Origin of the sequence: Nitrospira sp. (genome assembly GCA_016873435.1) — a bacterium.
Taxonomy (GTDB): Bacteria; Nitrospirota; Nitrospiria; order Nitrospirales; family Nitrospiraceae; genus VGXF01.
Window position 1 is genome coordinate 86,842 of the sequence record VGXF01000006.1, and the last position, 18,783, is coordinate 105,624.

The window sequence follows — 18,783 nt, forward strand, 5'->3', positions numbered from 1 at the left end:
TTTGTGCGTGACGTCTTTGCGCTGCGGCAATCCGCCACAAGATAGCGGTCGACCGTGTCTTGTCGAGGTCGAAATAACGCGCGGGGAGGGTCCGTCAGCTCTTGCCGCCGAAGACGGCCTTGAGGCCAAAATACCCGAACGAGTCCTTCAAATTTGAGTAGAACCGCTTGAGCGGATTCATGCCCTGATCAGTGACATATTCCATCGTCAGCACCGTCCGCTCCTCACCCTCCCCAAGTGGCGTCACTGAATGCCAGAGCTTGTCCCCGTTGAAAATCACCATATCCCCGGGCCCCGTCGATGGGGTTATCTCTTTCATCGGGCGTGTTGGATCATCCTTATAAAGCTGGCACATCAGTTTGCAGCTCGGCGACCGATCCACCAGCCCCAATAAAATCGTATAGCGAGCGCCCTTGTAATAGGACGTGTCGTAGTGCCAGCCGATGTGGTCACCTGGCTCCGTGTAGTAATAGAGCGCGCAGGCATGCGGATCGGTTTCGGGACAGAACTGCACTGGCGCATTGGTCAGCCGCTTCAGAAAGTCGATAAATGCGGAGGAACGGTAGAGGGCCATGAATTCCCGGGCCTGCTCTCGCACGGTAAAATAACTGACGCTCCCGCCTTTTTTGCTTCCTGGAATATAGTTCCGGTTCAACTTTGGCTTCAGGCTGTTGACCTGCGGGACGAAATATCGCTCGACCACCTCCGGCGGCAGAAACCCCTTCAGATGCAGACACTCGTTCTGTTCCCAATATTCTTTCCGACTGCGCTCGAAATCCAGCGCAGCGACTGCCTGTGCGATCGCGTCATCTAGCGTTGCTGCCTGCGCCACACTCATGAACTGTTCCTTCCCACGACCTGCTGGACGCCGCACGTCACGGAGGCCCGAGCGCAGGCGCCTTCACCACTTCTACTCCAGCGGGAATGGCAAACTCAAACAGTGTACTCTTCAGGCCGGTATTCGGTTTCAGGTTTTTGAACTCAAACGTGGCCACATTCCCACTGACTTCGTGGATGGCCACGCTCTTGATGAAATAGCTCTTCGGCTGGGCCTCCACCACGATACGGACCACCGTTTTCACCGACTGGACTCCGGCATCCTTCGGAATCAGCGTCACCAGTGGCAGCCCGCCTTCTCCCCGCAGACCCCCCAGGGTGGGCTGAGCGTCGAAGTGCTCCTCCAGTGCCGCAGCCCCCTGGAGCAACTGCAAGGGTGCCTGGGAAGTCGCCATCTGAGTTAGGTGACCGATCAGCACTTGCCGGTGCTGGGGAACGTACATCATCAGGTCGTTGCCGTGGACGTAGATTTCCTGCACGCCCGGCTCGCGGTAGTCCCATCGCAGCCGCTCCGGCTTTTTGACGAAGAGATTTCCGCTGGAGGTCAGCGGTGTGGCGAACCCTTCGATGCGCGTGGTCTGCTTGAACTCCGCCTGGAGGTCCTTTGTCTGCTCGTAGCGGGCCTGGATTTTTTTGACGACGTCGCGGACCTCGGCTAGCGCCTTGTCGTCTTTCTGTTCGTCGGCAGCCTGCAACGGTCCAGCTGCAAGCGTCGTCAGGCCCAGCACGAGCACTGCCCAACGAATCACGGCTCGTCCCCGCCGACCGTCCCCCGGCGCACCAACACTTCGCGGCGGCCGTTGCGCCCCGGTGCGCCGATGATGCCCTCCTGCTCCATCTGCTCGATCATGCGCGCCGCGCGCGGATAGCCCACGCTCAGCCGCCGCTGGATCAGCGACGCGGAGGCCTGACCAGACGTGATGACGAGTTCCTTGGCCTGCTCGTAGACGTCGTCTTGCCCTTCCTCGTCCCTTTCGTCATCCTGCTTGAGCGACTGCAATTCCTCCGTGTAGACGGGCGAAGCCTGCTTCTTGACGAATTCTACGACGCGGTGCACATCCTCATCTGGCATGTAGGATCCATGCAGGCGGACGATCTTGCCTGTTCCGGAAGCCGAATAGAGCATGTCGCCGCGTCCCAGCAGCGCCTCAGCGCCATTCGCATCGAGAATCGTCCGCGAGTCTGTCTTCGATGACACCTGGAACGCGATGCGCGCAGGGAAGTTGGCTTTGATCAAACCGGTCAGTACGTCCACCGACGGGCGCTGTGTGGCCAGGATCAGATGGATGCCGGAAGCACGTGCCATCTGGGCCAAACGCGCGATTTTTTCCTCAACATCCTTCGGTGCCACCGCCATTAAATCCGCTAGCTCATCAATCATCACCACGATGTAAGGCAGCGGAGAGGGTGGCGTTTTCGGTTCCATGACCTGTCTGGCCCCCTCCGTCGCCGTGCTTTCGCCTACCGCCAGACGGGCATCTTCGGAGAGAAATTCGATTGGCAGATCCTCCTGCGTGGTCTTCGAATCCGGAACCTTCCTAGACATCACGTTCTGTTCCTGCCCGACGCGGCGATTGTAGTCGTCCACATTGCGGACGCCCGCTTCAGCGAGCAGCTTATAGCGACGCTCCATTTCCTGTACCACCCACCCGAGCCCACGCGCCGCCGACTTCGCATCCGTGATCACGGGCCGCAGCAAATGTGGCAGGCCGTCATAAGTCTTGAACTCAAGCATTTTAGGATCCACCAGCAGCAGCTTCACTTCGTCGGGCTTGGCCGTGAACAGGAGGCTTAATAGCATCGTGTTCAGCCCCACGCTTTTGCCCGCGCCGGTCGCACCGGCTACGAGCAGATGCGGCATCGTCTTGAGGTCGGCCGCCACCGGCTTGCCAAAAATGTCCTTACCCAGCGCCAGCCGCAGCTTCGAGCGGGACTTCGTGAACGCCTCGTGCGCGAGCACTTCCTTCAGCGATACGGTTTCGCGGTTGGGGTTGGGGACCTCTACGCCGACAACAGACTTGCCGGGCAGCGGCGCCACGATCCGCAGGCTGATCGCCTTCATCGCCAGCGCGAGGTCGTCCGCGAGATTGACGATGCGCGCCACCTTCACGCCGGGCGCCGGTTCGAATTCGTACATCGTCACAACGGGACCCGGGTGCACCTCTATGACCTTGCCGTCGATGCCAAAATTCAACAACGCCTTGGTCAGCACATCAGATTGTGCTTTCAACTGTTCGTCAGTCAGACGATCCGGCGGCACGGGCAGATCGCTCAACAGTTCCAGCGGATCCGGGAGCATGTACCCGTCCAATGCGGCGCGGGCGGTGACCACCCGGGCCTTCTTTGAATTTTTCTTGGTTTCCTTTATGACCGGCTCGGCCGGTAGCAGATCGGGGGCGGCCGCGGTAGCCCCTAGCTCGGGTGCCGGTTCTAGCGCAGGAGCCACCGGTTTCTCCTCGACAGCCGGTGCCAGAGCCGCGGCGGCCGGAAGCGGATCGGGTCGGTTGATCTTAAGCGGCTTTGGTTTGGGCTTCCGTTCCTTTTTGGCTTCCTCCCCCGTCCGTTCCGGCAGCAGCGCCGAGGCCGTTTCCTTGAATCGTTCCCAGAAGACCGGCAGACGGAGGATTACCATCTCACTGCCGGCGATCCACCAATTTGAGAGCGCCCGACCAAGATCGGCCAGCGATATGGGCGTCGCCAGCAGCAACGAGATGGTCAGGCCGGCCAGGACAATAATATGGGCGCCCGTGCTGGCGAAGTGGCTGCGCAGACCGTCGGCGATGGCCTGGCCCACTTGCCCGCCTGCCATGCCCCGATAGACCAGGCCGCTCGAGAGCGTGGGAATGGCTGTGACTTCCAGATGCAGGAGGCCGCTCAGAAACAGCAGCGCCGCGAGCGAGCCGACCGCGCTGCGAATCGTCACGGCCAGCTCGCCCTCGACAAAACAGCGTGCGCCCAACATGGCAAGCAGAAACGACAACAGGTAGGCCCCACCGCCGATAGAGCCGAAGAACAGTGTCGCCAGCGTCGCGCCGACAGAGCCGATCATGTTTTTTGTGGAACCGGGGGACACAGCTTTCTCGACTGGCGAGCTAACCAAAGGGATATCGGTGGGAACGAATGACACCAGGCTCAGGAGCGTGAGCAGGCTCAGGGTGATCAGGATGACGCCGATCACCTCATGTTTTAAATGGATTGGGGGCTTGGACGGGCCGCGGGCGTCGCCGCGTTTCGCCGTGGTGGCTACACCCATAACGTGCGATGGTAACACCTTGCCAATCACGGGACAAGGGGTAAAGGGATACTGGGGCAGACGGGGGAAGGAAACACGGAAAAGACATTGATCCGTGTGCCAGTCTGTGCCCTCTACCCCATTGCCCCTCTACCCCTTGCAAGTTCGTTCGCAAGCGCAGCAAAAGCTTTCAACTCCAGCGTCTCTGCCCGCACCGTTGGCGCGATGCCAGCCTGTGCCAACGCCTGCGCGATCTGTTCGGACAGCAATCCCTCGTCGCGCAGTGAATTGGCGAGCGTCTTGCGGCGATGCGCGAAGGCCGCCCGCACGGTCCGGATGAACACCGCCTCATTCTCCACGGCCGCCGCCGGCGCGCGCCGCATCGCCATGGTGACGACCGTCGAATTCACCGCAGGCTTGGGCCGGAAGCAGCCGGCGGAAACGGAAAAGGCCAAGGCCGGCTCAGCCCGGTATTGCGTCAGCACCGAGAGAATACCGTAGTCTTTCGTACCGGGCTTCGCGACAAAACGTTTCGCGACTTCGGTCTGCACCATCAGCACCATCCGATCAATCCGCTCGTGGGCCTCGAGCAATTTAAACAGTAGCGGCGTCGTGATGACATAGGGCAGATTGGCCACTACCACTGTACCTTTAGGCAACGTGGCATAGACAAAGTCGAGCGCATCACCGAATAGCAGATCCAGATTGCCGGTATCAGCCAGGGCCACGCGTAGCGTGTCTTCGAGGGAGCGGTCCACTTCTACCGCAATGACTTTCCCCGCTTGTTCACAGAGTGCCCTGGTCAGAATGCCGCGGCCCGGGCCGATCTCCAGCGCGGTGTCGGCCGGGCCAAGCCGGGCAGCCGCGACGATTTTCCTGACAATGTTGTGATCAGTGAGGAAATGCTGCCCGAGGCGCTTCTTGGGAGGTGGCAGCGTCACGCGGTCGGTCTACGGAAGCTCTTTCATCACGGCGCGCACGGCTTGCCGGTAGACATCCACTTCGTCAGCAAATTCCTCAAACAGATCATTTGTGAAGGACGGCCCTGGCTTCGCGTCGGCCAGCCGTTTCGCGGCTTGGGGACTGACGTGCTGTGAGATCAAGGCTACCGCCTGCACCTTCCAGGCATGTACAAACTCAAGGCCGCGCATTGTATTCATGTTCTGTGTAGCGGTTTCCTTCTCGATGGCATCCAGCTCCTTGAGCTGTGCCTCAAGCAGCGTTTTGACGGGGCTCATTGGACACGCCTCTTTCTGGCGGCCAGCCTGGCCGCCAGCGTGATGGCCTCGACCATGCTGCCGGGATCGGCCTTGCCCTTGCCAGCAATGTCGAACGCCGTGCCGTGATCCACTGAGGTGCGGATGATCGGCAGCCCCACAGTCATGTTCACGCAAGTTCCAAACGCAAGCAGCTTGAGCGGGATCAGACCTTGATCGTGGTACATGGCCACCACGCCGTCGTAGCTGCCACGTACAGCCTTGCCAAAGAGCGTGTCGGCCGGCAGCGGATCACTGGCACGAATGCCCCGCGCGCGCGCCTGGCGGCAGGCCGGCGCGATCACACGTGCCTCCTCGTTGCCAAAGAGGCCCTGCTCGCCCGCATGCGGATTGAGCGCGGCCACGCCGATGCGCGGCCGCGCGATACCGAACGATTCGCGCAGCACCTTGTGCATGAGCCGGATGGCTTTGGCGATTTTTTCTGTGGAAAGCGTAGCGGCCAGCTCTCGGTGCGCCACGTGGGTAGTCACAAAGATAATCCTGAGCGGTCCGCCCAGGATCATCATGCCGGACTCCTTGGCCTTCGTGAGGTCGGCCAGCAATTCGGTGTGGCCCGGATAGTCGTACCCGGCCAGATTAATTGCTTTCTTATTAATGGGAGCCGTCACAATCCCGTCAAAGCAGCCAAGCATGGTCAGCCTAACGGCTTTCTCGACGAACAGTGCCGAGGCCGCGCCAGTCTGCTTGCTCACTGCGCTCATTTGAAATTGGCCCAGCGCTTTCTCCAACGGATCGAATACGGGCAGCGTGCGCAGACGCTCAATCGATTCGCCGTGTCCGGTGACACGGACAACTTTCAACGGAAGACGCAACGAACGCACCGTGTGCTCCATCACCGGCAGCGAACCGACCACAACCGGCCGGCACAGGCGGCGCACCGCCGGCATCGCACAGGCCTTCGCGATAACTTCCGGTCCGATCCCAGCCGGATCGCCCATCGTCAACGCTAGAACAGGCTTTCGGACATTGCGTTTCATCAAATCCCTGGCAAGACTACCACGCGTACTCGTACCACTCTTAACCCTGGAACGAATTATCAATTACCTCTGGTCCCACCTTACTGTAGAAACCGACAAGCATTTTTACTAGCCGTCACGGTTGATAGGAATCCCCTCTAAGATCTCGATGGCCTTACCTGTCCGTCATCAAAACCCATAGGCGATTGCCACCGTATAGCCAAGATAGAGTACCGAACCGACAGCCAGCAGCCAGGGTCGCCAGTGCCCGCCCACGAGCAACTGCGCATAGCACCAGGCGATCGACGTGAGTGCGAGGCCCATCGTGGTCATCGCCGTGGGTGCCAGTTGCCATTCTGTCCCAAACAGCCCCACCGACACGGGCACCGTGCTCTGGAAGACGATCGCGCCGGTCACGTTACCAACCGCCAGTGTGTCCTTCTTGCGGTAGAGCCACAAGAAGCTGTTCGACAGTTCCGGCAGCTCCGTGGCCAGCGGCGCGATCAGCAGCGCCAGAATCAAGGGTGACACGTGCACGGACTTCGCGATGGTCTCCGTCGCCGTCACGAAGAGGTGGGCCCCCGCCGCCAGTCCGGCCAGGCCGACCACCGCCTGGATGACGATTATGAAATAGGCCGGCACGGCGCGCTTTGGCGAAAAGATCAGTGGCTCGAGCATAGCCTCGCCGTCCGACGCGCCGGCAAACTTCAGCTTCATGTAATAGAGGTACATTGTCACCAGTAGGCCGGCTGCCACATAGCGCAGGGGCGCCGACGTCACAAACGCGCAACCAACTGCCGTGCTGTAGGCGATCAGGAAAAACAGCAGGTCGATTCGCACTTCGTTGTAGTCCAGATGGAAGACCGCGGCGCGCTTGCCCATCCCGGCATAGAGAAGCACGAGGAAACCGAGAATCGGCAGCACCAACGTACCCAGCATGAAAGGCGCGCCGAGAATGGCGCCGATGCCGACATCCGCCCGCTCCTGCCCGGTACCAAAAAAGATCGCAATGACGGGAATGGAGGTTTCAGGCATCGTCGTCCCAATGGCGGCGAGCACGCTGCCGATGGCGCCTTCGGGCAACTTGCGGCGCTTACCGAACCACTCGATGCCGTTGGTAAACAGCGAGCAGGCGGCCAACGTCACCCCAATCGATACCCCAAACAGGCCCAGGGCCGCCCACAGGCTCATACGAGCCTCTGGGCTTGAACTGAGGAACATGAACCGTCACTCGTTGCGGAAATCATCTGATTGTTTACTTTTTACGGCGCGCGCGATGGGCAGCAGCCGCTTCGGCCATGACTTCGTGCACGGGCCGCCCCGTTTTTTCAGCAATTCGCTTGCAGTCTTGGTATTCCGGTGCCGCCTTGGTTTTTCCACGACCCAGCGTCGCGACCTTGATGCGCACTACCCCGTTGCGCAGCGACACGGCCTCCATCTGACGGGCCAGCAGGCGCCGCCGAATCTCCTGCATGCGCACGCCGAGCGACGTCGTATCGGACAGGATCACGCCTGCCACCGCGTCTGCCTTGTTCGGCAAGGCGAGCGCGGTCAATACAATGCCCGGCCGGCCGCGCTTCATGATGACTGGCGCGAGGGTCACGTCCAACGCGCCGGCGGCAAACAAGCGTGCCATGACAGTTTCATAGGCCTGCGGGTTTAGATCGTCCAAATTGGTCTCGAGCTGCACGATGACGTCCTGATCGGGGAGGGCCGATGGCACGGCCTCGCCGATGAACACGCGCAGCGCGTTGGTCCAGCCGTGAGGATCGGCTCCTCCCGCCCCGTAGCCGATGGCCGTTGGTCTCATGAGCGGCAGTAGCGTGAATTCCTGCGCGAGCACGCTCACCAGCGCGAGGCCCGTTGGCGTCGTCAATTCGCGCGCAGGCCCAGCGCTATAGACCGGCAGCCCTTTCGCAAGCGCCCCCACCGCAGGTCCGGGCACCGGCAACGTGCCGTGCTCGCATGCAATGGTGCCCGATCCCAGATTGACGGGCGACGCGGTGATCCGCTCTGCGCCAAGCAGGTGGCAGCCCAACACACTGCCGATCACATCCACCAGCGAGTCGATCACGCCAACTTCGTGAAAATGCACGTGGGCCACCAGCACTTTGTGCGCCTGTCCCTCGGCCATCGCCAGTCGATCAAAGACTTCGTGGCTCCTGGTTTTAACTGGATCAGGAAGGCGGCTCGACGAAATCAGCTTGTGAATGCGTGCGACGGATAGCGGCGCGCGTAATCCATCCCGGATGTTCACGTCCACCTTGGTGGCAGGTATCCCGTTCCGCCGGACGGCCCGGGCACGCAACGAATAGCCGCGGAGCGGCACAGCCTTGAGCCCCTTTGTCAGGTCGGCCAATGGAAGCCCCGCGTCCACAAGGGCGCCAAGGGTCATGTCGCCGCTCATGCCGGAAAAACAATCAAAATGAAGCTGCGTCACGGTGGCCATCTTAACGCAGAGCTGCGCTTACCGGCAATGTGCCATACTGCGCGTTGACAGGTCCCAGACCCTGTGCTATCCCCTGTCGCCATGCTGCTTCTTCGCGTGGGTGTCCTTGCCGCAATCGGCGTCGCGTGGTTTGTCTCCGGTGGGCTGCATGCCGCAACCAAACGACCCCCGGCGATTGAACCGGATCTCCGTATTGTTCAGGCGACCCTGGCGCCAGAGTCGTACGTGGCCTCCAGCGGCTCATTAGATCTGATTGTCGAAATCGATCTCCCCACCTATCTGGACGCCCAACTGGTCCTGGAAGTGTCCTCGCTGATCAGCTCGCCGTCGAAGCGGTCGATGCGGTTCCTGTCCATTCGCCAGCCGCTGACAGTGCCGTCGCCAAAAACGGACGACCATCTAACGGTCACGCTGACCTGGGACGGTAAGGACCAGCACGCGCAGGTCGTCGGCGCCGGCCGCTATACCTATGAAGTGCAGGCAAAGCTGCTGGCAGTGGGCGAGAAGGGGCCGCGGACGTTCATGCGCTCCTGGCCCAAACGGGGGACGATTGAGATCAAATGACAACTGGGTTCGAGGCACAGGGCGCGAGGAAAGTAACTCGGTCCGCTAGCCTCCAGCCCCTTGCCCCTTGCCTAAGACATTAATCCGATGCGCCAGGACACCGGCGCCGAACCCGTTGTCGATGTTCATAACGCCGACCCCGGCCGCGCAAGAATTGAGCATTGTCAGCAGCGCCGCGAGGCCGCCGAAACTCGCGCCGTAGCCGCGGCTCGTTGGTACGGCGATCACCGGCTTGTCCACGAGCCCTCCAACCACGCTGGGCAACACTCCGTCCATGCCGGCTACCACGATCAGCACCTGCGCGCGCCGGATACGCTCATGGCGGGTCAGCACGCGATGGATGCCGGCCACGCCGACGTCGTAGAGCGTTTCGACGCGGCTGCCCATACTCTCGGCCGTCACGCGCGCCTCCTCAGCCACCGGCACATCGGCCGTCCCCGCCGTCACAATCAAGATGTCGCCCGTGCGCGCCGGCGGCTGCGGCTGCACCAACACCGTGCGGGCCAGCTCGTGGTACTGCGCGCGGCGGTTCAGTTTTTTCAGCGCCTTTGCGGTCTGGGCCGACACCCGCGTGGCCAGCAGCGGGCCGCCTTTCGCTAGCAGCCCCTTCGCGATGGCCACGACCTGCGCCGTCGTCTTCCCTTCACAGAAAATGACTTCCGGAAATCCCTGGCGGAGCGCGCGATGGTGATCGACGGTGGCGAAACCGAGGTCTTCGTAGGGGAGGCTTTCCAAGCGGCGCACCGCAGCCGACAGAGAGAGGCGTCCGCGCTGCACCTGGCGCAGCAGGTGTTCGATCTGTTCGCGGGTCATGGTTTGGCCCCGTCGGCTTCGTCCTTGGCCGCCCGCATCATCAGCTCAACAACCGACTGCCGGGAGAGCTTGCCTTCATAGAGAACCTTGTAGACTTCCTGCACGAGCGGCATATCCACCTTGTACCTCTGAGCCAGACCCAGCACGGCCCGCGCGGTCCGGACGCCCTCGGCCACCGTGCGGGAGCCCTTCAAAACTTCCTCGATCGTTTCACCCTGCCCCAGCCGGACGCCGACGCCGTAATTTCGACTGAGCGGGCCCGTGCTGGTCAGCACGAGATCACCAAGCCCGGACAGTCCGTAAAAGGTTTTGGGGTCCGCCTTCATGGCGACGCCGAGGCGGACCATTTCGGCCAGCCCGCGCGTGATCAGGGCGGCCCGCGCGTTGTGCCCGAGCTTCAACCCGTCCACCACGCCGGTGGCAATCGCCATGACGTTTTTCAATGCACCACCGAGCTGGACGCCAACCATATCGGCGGACGCGTACACGCGGAACATCGGCGTCATGAGCAGGGCTTGAATCCGTTTCACCGTGTTCGCATCCTGGCCTGCCAGCGTCACCGCGGTGGGCAGACCCTGCCCGACCTCCTGCGCGAAGCTGGGACCGGAGAGCACCAGGATTGTGGGATGCATCACCGGCACCAGCAGTTCCTTCATCACATCGGACATGAGCGACATGGTGCCCTCCTCGATGCCTTTGGTCGCACTGATGAACGGCACCGGCGAAGACAGAAGCGACGTGAGCTGGCTCAGCACCGTACGGGCGGCGTGCGACGGTACGGCAAAGATGACCAACGTGGCCTGTTGAATCGCATCGGGCAGCGTCCCAGTTGGCGTAATGTTGGCGTGCAGCTTGCGGCCCGGAAGAAAGACGGTGTTTTCGTGCTTGTTGCGGATCGCGTCTACCACTTCGCGTTCATAGGCCCAGAGCCAAACCGGCATACCCTTGGCCGCGAGCAAATGCGCGAGCGCCGTGCCCCAGGCACCCGCTCCGATGACAGCCACCCGCTGGTCTTCAGGTTTACCCTGCATGGTGATGGTGTCGTCGAAGGCGCTGTCTGAGTTTTTTCGAACTCACAAGTGTTCTTTCCGCAACCGTTTTAACGTGAAAGATTATGACGACCGCCCCCTTGCTGTGTCAATGAACCGGATCGAGACAGTCGCATTTTCTCCCACAGATGTGTACTGTAGAGTTGATGAACACCTGCACCACATGCGGCCACGAGCTGTTCGATGGGCATCGCTACTGCACACGCTGCGGAAAACCGATCCGGCCCACCGAACAGACTGCGACCGCCGCCCCCAACCTGCCGCGTCCCGCCACTTCCCCCGACACGGAAGAGCTGAACATGACGGCGCTCTATGTCATGGTGGCAGCGCTGCTGCTCGCCCTGCTTATTCCGCCGTGGGAAACCCCGCCGGGCCATCCACCGGAGTTCCTTGGTTTTTCATTCTATTGGGAACCGCCCGAACGGGGCGCCGTCGTGTCCCGCATGATGGCAACCATCGAACTCTCCACCATTGGCATCGCCGGGTTGTATTGTTCCTGGTTGCTGCGGAAGAGGAAGTAGGCTCAGCCCAACTCGTAAATCTTTGTTAATTCTCTCAGCACATTGGTAGCATACGCGCCGGGCGGGAGCGTAAAACTCACCGTTACGGTGTCACCTTCAACAGACCAATTCGGACTCTCCAACTTCACGCGCAAGGCGCGGCGTTCGCCGCGAAAGCCGCAGGCTTTTCCCGCTTCCAGCAACGATTCGGGCGTCGCATCGAACTCGGCAGCCACTTCCCGTTCAATTCCACCCGGCTCGCCTGTTGCCCAGGAGGCTCGCGAGCCGAACAGCACTCCCGTTGGACTGATCTCGAAGACATCAACCCGTTTCTGCTCCACCGCCGCGTCTTCGACGTGAAAGCAGGCACCGTTGGCGTGCTTCATTGCCCAGTCGCCGACGAGTATGCGGTCAATCCGGGCAATACGCTTGGAGAGAATGCGATTAAACAGAATGGATTGGTAGGCGTTGAGATACCAGATGCGCTTGGCGCGGGGCATTTTGTTCCGCCGTTGTTCATCGTAGAGCAGCGCTGCGCCCACTTCGAAATTAGTACCCTGGCGTCCCTGTCGCTGTGGACCGAAATAGTTGGGCACGCCGCGTTTGGTTAATTCTTCCATGATCTGCGGGACGACGGCTGATGCGGACGGCTCGGTTTTTCGAATCACAAGACGAAACGTATTACCTGAGTGGTGGCCGGGCCTGAGGCGATTCCGGTGGCGGCCCAGTATCTCAATAGACCGCACCTGTTCGTCTGTCTTGAGCCTGGTAATTAATTCCGGGGTCGCCCCATGCACCGACACCATCTGGGTCGTGACCGCGCGCGCGTCTTTCAACCCGGCCACGCCGATTCCCTGCGCCTTCACACCAAGTGTAGAGGACAATTTCGAAACAAGCTGCGGTGTGGAAAGCCCGCACTTGGTGATGGACAGATACAAATGCTCCCCCTGACCGCACGGCAGATAGAGCGGTTTCTCCTCAACACGAAAATCCTCCGGCGTGCTGCGGATCACACCGCCAGTACCGGTCAGATGCCCGGTCAAATACGGCAGCGTCTCGTCAGCGTGCGTAGGCATAGGGAAGGTGCCGTGTTATACTGCCGTTCGTGCTGTTGATGCAAAGATGGGTTTTCATCGTAGCATGGATTGGCCTGCTCTGGCTGGTCAGTCCTGTCGCGGCTCAATCCGTAAACGTCTTCCAGGGACTCATCACGCACATCAACCGACAGATTCAGCAAGACAAGCGGGCCTTCCACGAAGCGGAGCGCTGCACTGACTGGTTCTACAGGCAGGAAAAGAAGCCGCCCCTGCCGAAGGCGGAAGGCATCGCCTGGCACGAACAACCGATCAACACGTACGACTGCCCTGCCCGCTATCCAGGGGGGATCAATGCCGCACGCGAAGCGTTTAGCAGAACACAATCCGCGCTCTCTGTCAGTCTCACTTTTTATCAGTTTGTGCTGGTGGGAGATCGCAACGACGACGACCGCTACAACACGGCCGAATTGCAGGATGTCATGGAGTCGTTCGGGCTGACTTACAACCGCGATCGCCCGACCCCGGCTTTTCTCGCAGAACTCGAAGCCACCTTCGATGCTATCCATCAGGCAGCCAGAATGGAAAAAATTATGGCTGGCATGAACACGCTCTACGAGCGAGGCTATCGGTTGACCGACCGCGACCGCAGTGCCATTGAGCACGTCAGCAAGTAACCAGGACCGCCTCGTATTTATCTTCGACCACACGCTCGAGAACTTTTCAGAACTCAAGGGAGTCTCAACCCAATATCACATCTGCATTACGGACCGGACGTGCGAAGGCTTTACTTCTGCGAATTCGGCACCTACTCAATGAGGCATATGCCTGCTGCACTTTCTCTTTTCGGAGGTTCTTGTATGAATCGTCGGTATCTGTTGCTCGTCAGTACGCTATTTGCAGCGTCGATTTTCCCAAATCTCGCCTTGGCAGACGAGTCTAAGGAAGTCACGGAACTGAGTGCGCGATGCGACCGAGGCGATGCGAAAGGGTGTTTCAATCTGGGTGTGATCTATGATAGGCGTGCTTTTTTCACACAAGACGCTGACGCTGTCCGGGCGGCAGCGATGTTTCGCAATGCGTGTCACGGGGGATATGCGGCAGGGTGTTTCTATTTGGGTCTGATGCATGAAGATGGGAGAGGCGTGAATCAAGACTTTACTGAGGCGGTGGCATTGTTTCGTAAAGCGTGTGTTGGAGGTGATGCGTTGGGGTGTTTCAATCTGGGTGTGCTATATGAAGCTGGAACAAATGTCAGGCAAAGCAACTCGGACGCACTGAACTATTACGGGAAAGCGTGCGATCTGAAGTCTGAGGGGGGGTGCGAGAGCTACGCGCGATTGAAAAACAAGAGGTGACTTGTTTCAAACATGTTCGTATTCCCCTGACGTTTTTACCCCCTCTTTTGACGATACCTGTCAGGGAAAACTGACCGAGTTCGCCAGGAAACTTCCGAAGGCGCTGCCCGGCAGAGCCCGGGAGGGTCGCTTCGAGAGGTGGAACACAACTGCCTGACTATCCTACTCAAAAACTATACATCGCCAGTTACTTAATCCTCTCCAACGCCTCCAGGCACCGGCTACGCACTGTTTGATCCCAATCCTCCGCCGCCATCTCCTCCAACTTTGCTTTCGCTTCCTTTGCCCGCATCCTTCCCAGCCCCAGCGCGGCCTGCGACCGCACCCACCAGTGGTCGTCGTCCAACGCCTTCATCATCAGCGGCACCACCCGCGGATCGCACAACACGCCGAGGTAACTGGCCGCCCGGCCACGGTCTCGGTACAGCTTGTCGCCCAGCGCAGTCGTCAGCGTCTTACTGAAGACCGTCTGAAACTCGTCAGCGACTGACTCCAGCCCTTCCATTTGATAATCGTTGATCTCGACCAGCGTACAGGCTAGCTCGAGCCGCTTGTCCGGCGCCGTGGCTTTCTGAAACTGCGCGAGCAGCAACGCCCGCTCTTGCTTCATGTGTGCCCGCCGTCTGATCCGCTTGACGATCCGCCAGACAAGGAGCAGGACGACGGCGGCGGCGGCCACTACGGGCACCGCCTGCTCGACGATTTGGTCCTGTAGTTCCGGCGGCAGCCGCTTCCAGATCCAGACACAGGCGACGATGAACCCAAGCAGCAGCAGCCCGACCGTGGGATTGACCGGCCCCCGTTGCGAATGCAGTCTCATAGATATGCATCATAGGGAGGAGCCCGCACCCCGTCAACGCGCCTTATCCAAAAACAGCATAAGGACAGTCGCAAATACATCGCGAGTCTTCGTTTTCGTGACGATTTATTACCATAGACGTGCGCTGTGCTTACGTTAATAATCAATCCCTGGGAAATGCTTGCGTCCTCGTTCGCGTTATACAGTTATACATTTCGTTGCAACTCCGTAGTCGTTTTATCTGGAACATCCATCAGAAACCCGCGGCAGTACCCGGCTTTTTTTCAAAGACATCTACGCTGAAGTGAACGGTCGAAGGGACTAAAACACTACAGAACTGTCTGAGATGTGGTGTTTTTGCAGCGTCCTGCCGGACACCAGACGCCCGACTACGAGTACCACCCAGCTTTATCTCGCAGATGGAGTTCGACATGGTCACCGACCATGTCATCGCCCACTTCCGCTACAAACAGGTGCGAGGAAGAGAAAGAGAACGGACGGTTACTTCTCGTCTTCCAGTTTGGTCCCGCCGAGGATCTCCATGAACCGCATGAAGCGGTTGCGTTTCATGTGCTCATTCATCTTGTCGTAGACGGCGATGAGATTCTTGAGCATGCGCTGGAGCATGGCGCGCGACGGGCTCCGCTGGAGGTACTTGTCCTCAAATCCGTAGCCGGCCTGCATGAGGAACCGCTGGCAATCCTTTTCGGTCAGTAGCGCGCCGGCGTTGAAGCAGTCCACAAAGATTTGGTAGCGCTCCGACTCGAACTTCACGAGGAAGTGGCCAGGCATGCCGATGCCGTGGACCGGTAGCCCGAGACGCGTGCCGATCAGCAGGTAGAGCGTAGACAGGCTGATCGGAATGCCGGTTTTGCGGTCGAGCACGCGGTTGAGATAGCTGTTGTCCGGTTCGTAGTAGTTCTTGGTGTTGCCGCGAAAGCCCTGCTCGGTGAACAGATAACGGCCGAGCGTCTTGACCGCCTCCTCGCCCGAGACACGCGTGCCCATGCGGTTGCGCACCTCCTCGGCCATCGTATCGAGTGTGCGCACGTAGCCATCCACGTCCAGCCCAGGATAGGCGTAGCGCACGAGGAGAAACGCGCCCTTCTCAAGAGGCATCTCAGCGCCAAAGGTCTCGCTCAACAGCCGCAGCTCCTCTTCAAGCCGGCCGCCGCGAATCTCGTCGAGCAAGCCTTCGACCCGCTGCGCCATCTCCGGCTGCTCGATTTCCGCCTCGAGCAGGAGCGGAATCGCCGGCTCGCCGATTTCGACGAGCTTATCCCCGATCGTCCGCGCCACCCGAACGTTGTCGTCGGATAACAATTTAATGAGGGCTTTAACCTGATTCTGACTGACCACCGACATGGCTATCCTATTGCCCGGCGGAACGCTTTGGCACTACCGTACAAGCACACCGCGTCGAACACGATCATGATCATGATGACTATCCCGACCTTGGGCAGCGCCTCAACCCAGCCTGAAAGAATCAGCGGGCGGACCGCGTCGATGGCCCAAGTCATCGGATTGAACTTGGCCAGAAAACTCATCCAGGCCGGCATCACCTGCAACGGCACCAGCGCGGAGCTCAGGAAGATCATCGGCAGCGACAGGAAGCCTAGCACTGAAAAAAAGTCCCCGTGGCTCCGGGCAGAAAACGCCAGTGCCATGGAGATGGCTGTGAGTCCCACACCAAACAGCATGGCGATCAGCAGGATGACGGCCACCCCTGCCAGCCCTGTGGCCGGCACGACGCCGAAGAAAAAGGCGACGCCGAGGATGACCAATACTTGAAGGCAGGTGATCGTCGTAACGAAGATGAACCGGCTTAGCACGACGGAGGTGCGGCGGATGGGCGTGGACATGAGCCGCTCGAGGAAGCCGTTCTCCTTGTCGAAGAGTAGATCGACTCCACCGGCCAACCCATTGTTGAGAATCGTCATCACGACAACGCCCGCGGCAAGGAAGCTGATGTAGTTGGGCGCATGCATGACCTGCACGTCAGCCGCCCGCTGAAAAAGATTGCCAAAAAAAATCAGCCAGAACAGCATCGGCTGCACGAGCGTAAAGAGCATGCTGAACTTCTCACGGCTCAGCCGGCGGATCCACCGCATGGTTAGTGCCTGAACTTCCTGAAAATATTCGCGCATTAGAATTCGAGTTGCCCCTCAAAAATCTTTAATTCGTAATTCCGCAAAAAATCATCCGTCACAATTCAACAGGGGTCTTCGTCTGGGAATTCGGTTCGAATCGCACGGCCCGTGTGCGCGACGAAGACGTCGTCGAGCCGCGGGCGGTGATAGGTCACCAGTTCGAGACCGCACCCCACACGATTAGCGGACTCCAGCACTGCGGGCAGCGCTTTTTCCGACGATTCGACGCGGATGTCTACGCCCGCCGGCTTGGGATTAACTGCCCGCACCATCGGCAACGCGCGCAGTGCCGTGGCCAGCGCGTCGATTCGGGGCGTGTCGGACGCGCCGATGGTGAGTGAGACAATGTCCCCGCCCAGCGCGGCTTTCAACTCGGCCGGCGATCCCATAGCCTTGATCCGCCCCTTGTCGATGATCGCCAGCCGGTCGCACAGTCGATCGGCTTCGTCCAGGTAGTTCGTTGTCATCACAATTGTGATCCCACGCGCCTTGAGCTGCCGCACGTAGTCCCAGATGCGCAGCCGGCTCTGCACATCTAACCCAAGCGTCGGCTCGTCAAGAAACACGATTTTGGGATTGGGTAGCAGCCCACAGGCGATGTCGAGCTTGCGCTTCATGCCGCCCGAATAATTTTTGGCCGGCTGATCGGCCTTGGCTTCGAGGTCCACCAGCTTGAGCAGTTCGCCGATACGGCAGCGCGCTTCGTCCTTGGGCAGATGGTAGAGGGCGGCCAGCAGTTCGAGGTGCTCGCGGCCAGTGAGAAACCGATCCAGTGCCCGCTCCTGCGGCACGTAGCCGATGAGCCGGCGCACCGTGTCGGCTTCCCGTGCCACGTCGTGGCCCAGGACAAACGCCTGCCCGCTGGTCGGCTGCAACAGAGTGATCAGGATGCGGAGGGTTGTGCTCTTCCCCGCGCCGTTGGGCCCCAGCAGGCCGAAGATTTCCCCGGTCTGGACCTGAAAGGAAATGTCCTCGATCGCCATGACCTGGTCGTAGGCCTTGCGCAGATGGGCGGTCTCGATGGCGGGGTGGTTCATGGCGAGCTCATTCACCCCAGCCCCTGCACGTCCCCGTGTTCGTGCAGGATGAATTGGAGTAGGTCGTAGAGCCGGCGGGCACGCTGGCGAAGCGTTTCGGCTTCAAGCAGAAACTGCTTTTCAAGGGGCGTGCACTCCAGACCGACCGACAGGTGGTTGACCAGAATTTCGTCGGAGATGTCGAGCCGCAGCAGCTCGCGCCAGTAGGGCCCCTCGTCGCAGGACCGGAGATAGTTGCCTACGGCGCGCAGGAGGTCGGCACGGATGGAGGGCTCCAGCGCCGTGTCGGTTTCCTCCGGCTTGAGCGCGATGCGCGCCTCACGATACGGCTTGTCGTAGTCCTGCGATTGAATTTCGAACCGGCGGAGTCCCTGGAGCAGAATGTTGGATCGGCCGTCCTGCAGCGACTGGACGCTGACGATCCGGCCGACGCAGCCGACGTCAAACACCCGCGGATTGCCTTCGTAGCCCTGCTCCCAGCCTTCTTTCAGCAACACCATGCCGATGCACTGGCCGCGAACAGTTGTGTCCGCAACCATCTGGCGATAGCGCGGCTCGAAGACGTGCAGGGGCAGATAGGTTTTTGGGAAAAACACTGTTTCGGGCAGGGGAAACAGCGGCACACGGTCGGGAATGGGAAACGCCGGTTCCTGCTCGAACTGTGGTCGCTCCGATTCCGTTTGCATGGTCCACGATAGCCGATGTTTTTGCGCCTTGTCAACCGAACG

The 18,783-nt window shown here is 60.2% G+C and carries 20 protein-coding genes; 4 read left to right on the plus strand and 16 right to left on the minus strand.

Annotation, left to right across the window (positions count from 1 at the left end):
- Positions 1–94 precede the first annotated feature (94 nt).
- From FJ248_05450 to larC, 8 genes are all read right to left on the minus strand, one after another.
- Positions 95–838: a 2OG-Fe(II) oxygenase gene (locus tag FJ248_05450; protein MBM4120331.1), complete on the minus strand. Its 744-nt coding sequence runs from the start codon at positions 836–838 to the stop codon at positions 95–97.
- 37 nt (positions 839–875) lie between these two features.
- Positions 876–1,586 (minus strand): outer membrane lipoprotein carrier protein LolA, encoded by a 711-nt coding sequence (locus tag FJ248_05455; GenBank protein MBM4120332.1) that lies wholly within the window; start codon positions 1,584–1,586, stop codon positions 876–878.
- Positions 1,583–4,090: a DNA translocase FtsK gene (locus FJ248_05460; protein ID MBM4120333.1), complete on the minus strand. Its 2,508-nt coding sequence runs from the start codon at positions 4,088–4,090 to the stop codon at positions 1,583–1,585. Before FJ248_05460 ends, FJ248_05455 begins: the two co-directional genes overlap by 4 nt.
- 113 nt (positions 4,091–4,203) lie before the next feature.
- Positions 4,204–5,010 carry a ribosomal RNA small subunit methyltransferase A gene (gene rsmA, locus FJ248_05465; protein MBM4120334.1) on the minus strand — a complete coding sequence of 269 codons (807 nt, stop codon included), beginning with the start codon at positions 5,008–5,010 and terminating at the stop codon, positions 4,204–4,206.
- Between the two features lie 9 nt (positions 5,011–5,019).
- The gene (locus tag FJ248_05470) at positions 5,020–5,307 is read right to left on the minus strand and encodes a hypothetical protein (GenBank protein ID MBM4120335.1); all 288 of its coding nucleotides are present in this window, start codon (positions 5,305–5,307) and stop codon (positions 5,020–5,022) included.
- On the minus strand, positions 5,304–6,323 hold the full coding sequence (gene pdxA, locus FJ248_05475) for a 4-hydroxythreonine-4-phosphate dehydrogenase PdxA (GenBank protein MBM4120336.1): 1,020 nt from the start codon (positions 6,321–6,323) through the stop codon (positions 5,304–5,306). Before pdxA ends, FJ248_05470 begins: the two co-directional genes overlap by 4 nt.
- Before the next feature lie 168 nt (positions 6,324–6,491).
- Entirely contained in the window at positions 6,492–7,523 is a 1,032-nt protein-coding gene (locus FJ248_05480; GenBank protein MBM4120337.1) for a sodium:calcium antiporter, read from the minus strand.
- A 34-nt stretch (positions 7,524–7,557) separates the two neighbouring features.
- The gene (gene larC / locus FJ248_05485; protein MBM4120338.1) at positions 7,558–8,751 is read right to left on the minus strand and encodes a nickel pincer cofactor biosynthesis protein LarC; all 1,194 of its coding nucleotides are present in this window, start codon (positions 8,749–8,751) and stop codon (positions 7,558–7,560) included.
- A 96-nt stretch (positions 8,752–8,847) separates the two neighbouring features.
- On the opposite strand from larC, the gene FJ248_05490 reads away from it, so the two are divergent.
- Entirely contained in the window at positions 8,848–9,315 is a 468-nt protein-coding gene (locus FJ248_05490) for a hypothetical protein (GenBank protein ID MBM4120339.1), read from the plus strand.
- Between the two features lie 45 nt (positions 9,316–9,360).
- Here FJ248_05490 and larB read toward each other — a convergent pair whose 3' ends face one another.
- Both larB and FJ248_05500 read right to left on the minus strand, forming a co-directional pair.
- Positions 9,361–10,128 carry a nickel pincer cofactor biosynthesis protein LarB gene (gene larB, locus FJ248_05495; protein MBM4120340.1) on the minus strand — a complete coding sequence of 256 codons (768 nt, stop codon included), beginning with the start codon at positions 10,126–10,128 and terminating at the stop codon, positions 9,361–9,363.
- Complete coding sequence (locus FJ248_05500) at positions 10,125–11,159, minus strand: NAD(P)-dependent glycerol-3-phosphate dehydrogenase (protein ID MBM4120341.1); 1,035 nt, start codon at positions 11,157–11,159, stop codon at positions 10,125–10,127. The genes larB and FJ248_05500 overlap by 4 nt, the downstream gene beginning before the upstream one ends.
- Before the next feature lie 164 nt (positions 11,160–11,323).
- Between FJ248_05500 and FJ248_05505 the strand changes: the two genes are divergently transcribed.
- The gene (locus FJ248_05505) at positions 11,324–11,698 is read left to right on the plus strand and encodes a zinc ribbon domain-containing protein (protein ID MBM4120342.1); all 375 of its coding nucleotides are present in this window, start codon (positions 11,324–11,326) and stop codon (positions 11,696–11,698) included.
- 2 nt (positions 11,699–11,700) lie between these two features.
- Here the strand turns inward: FJ248_05505 and FJ248_05510 are convergent, their stop codons facing one another.
- On the minus strand, positions 11,701–12,753 hold the full coding sequence (locus tag FJ248_05510) for a tRNA pseudouridine(13) synthase TruD (GenBank protein ID MBM4120343.1): 1,053 nt from the start codon (positions 12,751–12,753) through the stop codon (positions 11,701–11,703).
- 38 nt (positions 12,754–12,791) lie between these two features.
- Between FJ248_05510 and FJ248_05515 the strand changes: the two genes are divergently transcribed.
- Positions 12,792–13,388 carry a hypothetical protein gene (locus tag FJ248_05515; protein ID MBM4120344.1) on the plus strand — a complete coding sequence of 199 codons (597 nt, stop codon included), beginning with the start codon at positions 12,792–12,794 and terminating at the stop codon, positions 13,386–13,388.
- Positions 13,389–13,487: 99 nt separating this feature from the next.
- Complete coding sequence (locus FJ248_05520; GenBank protein ID MBM4120345.1) at positions 13,488–14,069, plus strand: sel1 repeat family protein; 582 nt, start codon at positions 13,488–13,490, stop codon at positions 14,067–14,069.
- 187 nt (positions 14,070–14,256) lie between these two features.
- On the opposite strand, the gene FJ248_05525 is transcribed toward FJ248_05520, so the two are convergent.
- The 5 genes from FJ248_05525 to FJ248_05545 form a co-directional block, all read right to left on the minus strand.
- The gene (locus tag FJ248_05525) at positions 14,257–14,889 is read right to left on the minus strand and encodes a HEAT repeat domain-containing protein (protein ID MBM4120346.1); all 633 of its coding nucleotides are present in this window, start codon (positions 14,887–14,889) and stop codon (positions 14,257–14,259) included.
- A gap of 480 nt (positions 14,890–15,369) precedes the next feature.
- Positions 15,370–16,233 (minus strand): hypothetical protein, encoded by an 864-nt coding sequence (locus tag FJ248_05530; protein MBM4120347.1) that lies wholly within the window; start codon positions 16,231–16,233, stop codon positions 15,370–15,372.
- A 2-nt stretch (positions 16,234–16,235) separates the two neighbouring features.
- The gene (locus tag FJ248_05535; protein MBM4120348.1) at positions 16,236–17,015 is read right to left on the minus strand and encodes an ABC transporter; all 780 of its coding nucleotides are present in this window, start codon (positions 17,013–17,015) and stop codon (positions 16,236–16,238) included.
- A 65-nt stretch (positions 17,016–17,080) separates the two neighbouring features.
- Complete coding sequence (locus FJ248_05540) at positions 17,081–18,055, minus strand: ATP-binding cassette domain-containing protein (GenBank protein ID MBM4120349.1); 975 nt, start codon at positions 18,053–18,055, stop codon at positions 17,081–17,083.
- 11 nt (positions 18,056–18,066) lie between these two features.
- On the minus strand, positions 18,067–18,741 hold the full coding sequence (locus FJ248_05545; protein ID MBM4120350.1) for a Lon family ATP-dependent protease: 675 nt from the start codon (positions 18,739–18,741) through the stop codon (positions 18,067–18,069).
- Positions 18,742–18,783: the final 42 nt, after the last annotated feature.